Genomic DNA, 1,068 nt, shown 5'->3' on the forward strand with positions numbered 1-1,068 from the left:
GCCTGAATTCAACACATAAGTGCAACGCTCACCCCTGTATGCACTTCGTACGGCGTCTTCCAGCCCAAGCGCTTGCGCGGGCGTAGATTGATCCTCGCTACTGTCCGATTGACGGCTTCGACGGTCAGCTTGCTGAAGTCGCTGCCCTTGGGGAAATACTGGCGGAGCAGACCGTTGGTGTTTTCATTGGTGCCACGTTGCCAGGATGAATAGGGGTCTGCAAAAAAGACCTGGCACTGGCTCCGTAGCGCGATGCGTTCATGCCCGGCAAACTCCCTTCCGTTATCCAGCGTCAGCGTGTGAGCGGCATGGCCCTGAAGCATCAGATTGATCGCCCGCGTTACCTGCCGGCGCGTTCTGCGCTTGACCGGATAGGCGCTCAGATAGCCGCTTTTGCGATCAACCAGGGTCACCAGGTTACCGCCCAGTCCATGTACCGTATCGCCCTCCCAGTCCCCCAGGCGCTCGCGGCTTTCGACCTCGGCTGGGCGTTCACTGATTGACACGCGATTACGCAGCTGCCCGCGCCGATCGTGGCTTCCATAGCGTTTCCGGTAGCGCTTTCGGCGATGTCGCAGATAGGTATAAAGCTCACCACCGGCGCGCTGTTCGGCGGCAATGAACCGATAAATCCACTCATGGCTGACCGCCCGGCTTGGCTGCTCCTGCTTCAACCGCTGGGCGATCTGCTCCGGACTCATGCCATGCTTGAGCCACACCGGGAGATGATGGCTGAGCCATGTCGCCGGCTTGCAAAACTTGCGCGCACCCGCTCGACGAGCATCACTTTCATGGGCCGCAGAAACAGCCTTGTAGATATTCTGGGTGCTGTTGCGGCGAACCTCGCGACTGATCGTCGAGGGATGCACGCCGACCCGCTTTGCAATGCTCGCCTGGCTCTCTGCGGCGCTCAAGCCAGCCTCAATCTGGTAACGTTGTCCCTGAGTCAGCTGCCGGTAATGCGTAGTCATCTGCGCTTGAATCCTTCGGTGTGAGAGCCTGGATTCTACCGGTGGCTGGCTCTCTGCCTCTCGTTTCAAGCGTTGCGCTTATTCTATGAATTCAGGA

The 1,068-nt window shown here is 59.1% G+C and carries 1 protein-coding gene; it reads right to left on the reverse strand.

The features are described from left to right. Nucleotides 1-8: 8 nt before the first annotated feature. Nucleotides 9-971 carry an IS30-like element ISPpu17 family transposase gene (locus TV75_RS20925; protein ID WP_004577240.1) on the reverse strand — a complete coding sequence of 321 codons (963 nt, stop codon included), beginning with the start codon at nucleotides 969-971 and terminating at the stop codon, nucleotides 9-11. Between the last annotated feature and the right edge of the window lie 97 nt (nucleotides 972-1,068).

The organism is Rossellomorea aquimaris (assembly GCF_000935355.1).
Classification (GTDB): domain Bacteria; phylum Bacillota; class Bacilli; order Bacillales; family Bacillaceae_B; genus Rossellomorea; species Rossellomorea aquimaris_B.

Coding starts and splice junctions, on each gene's coding strand:
- TV75_RS20925 (WP_004577240.1), bottom strand. CDS start 971: ATGACTACGCATTACCGGCAGCTGACTCAGGGACAACGTTACCAGATT.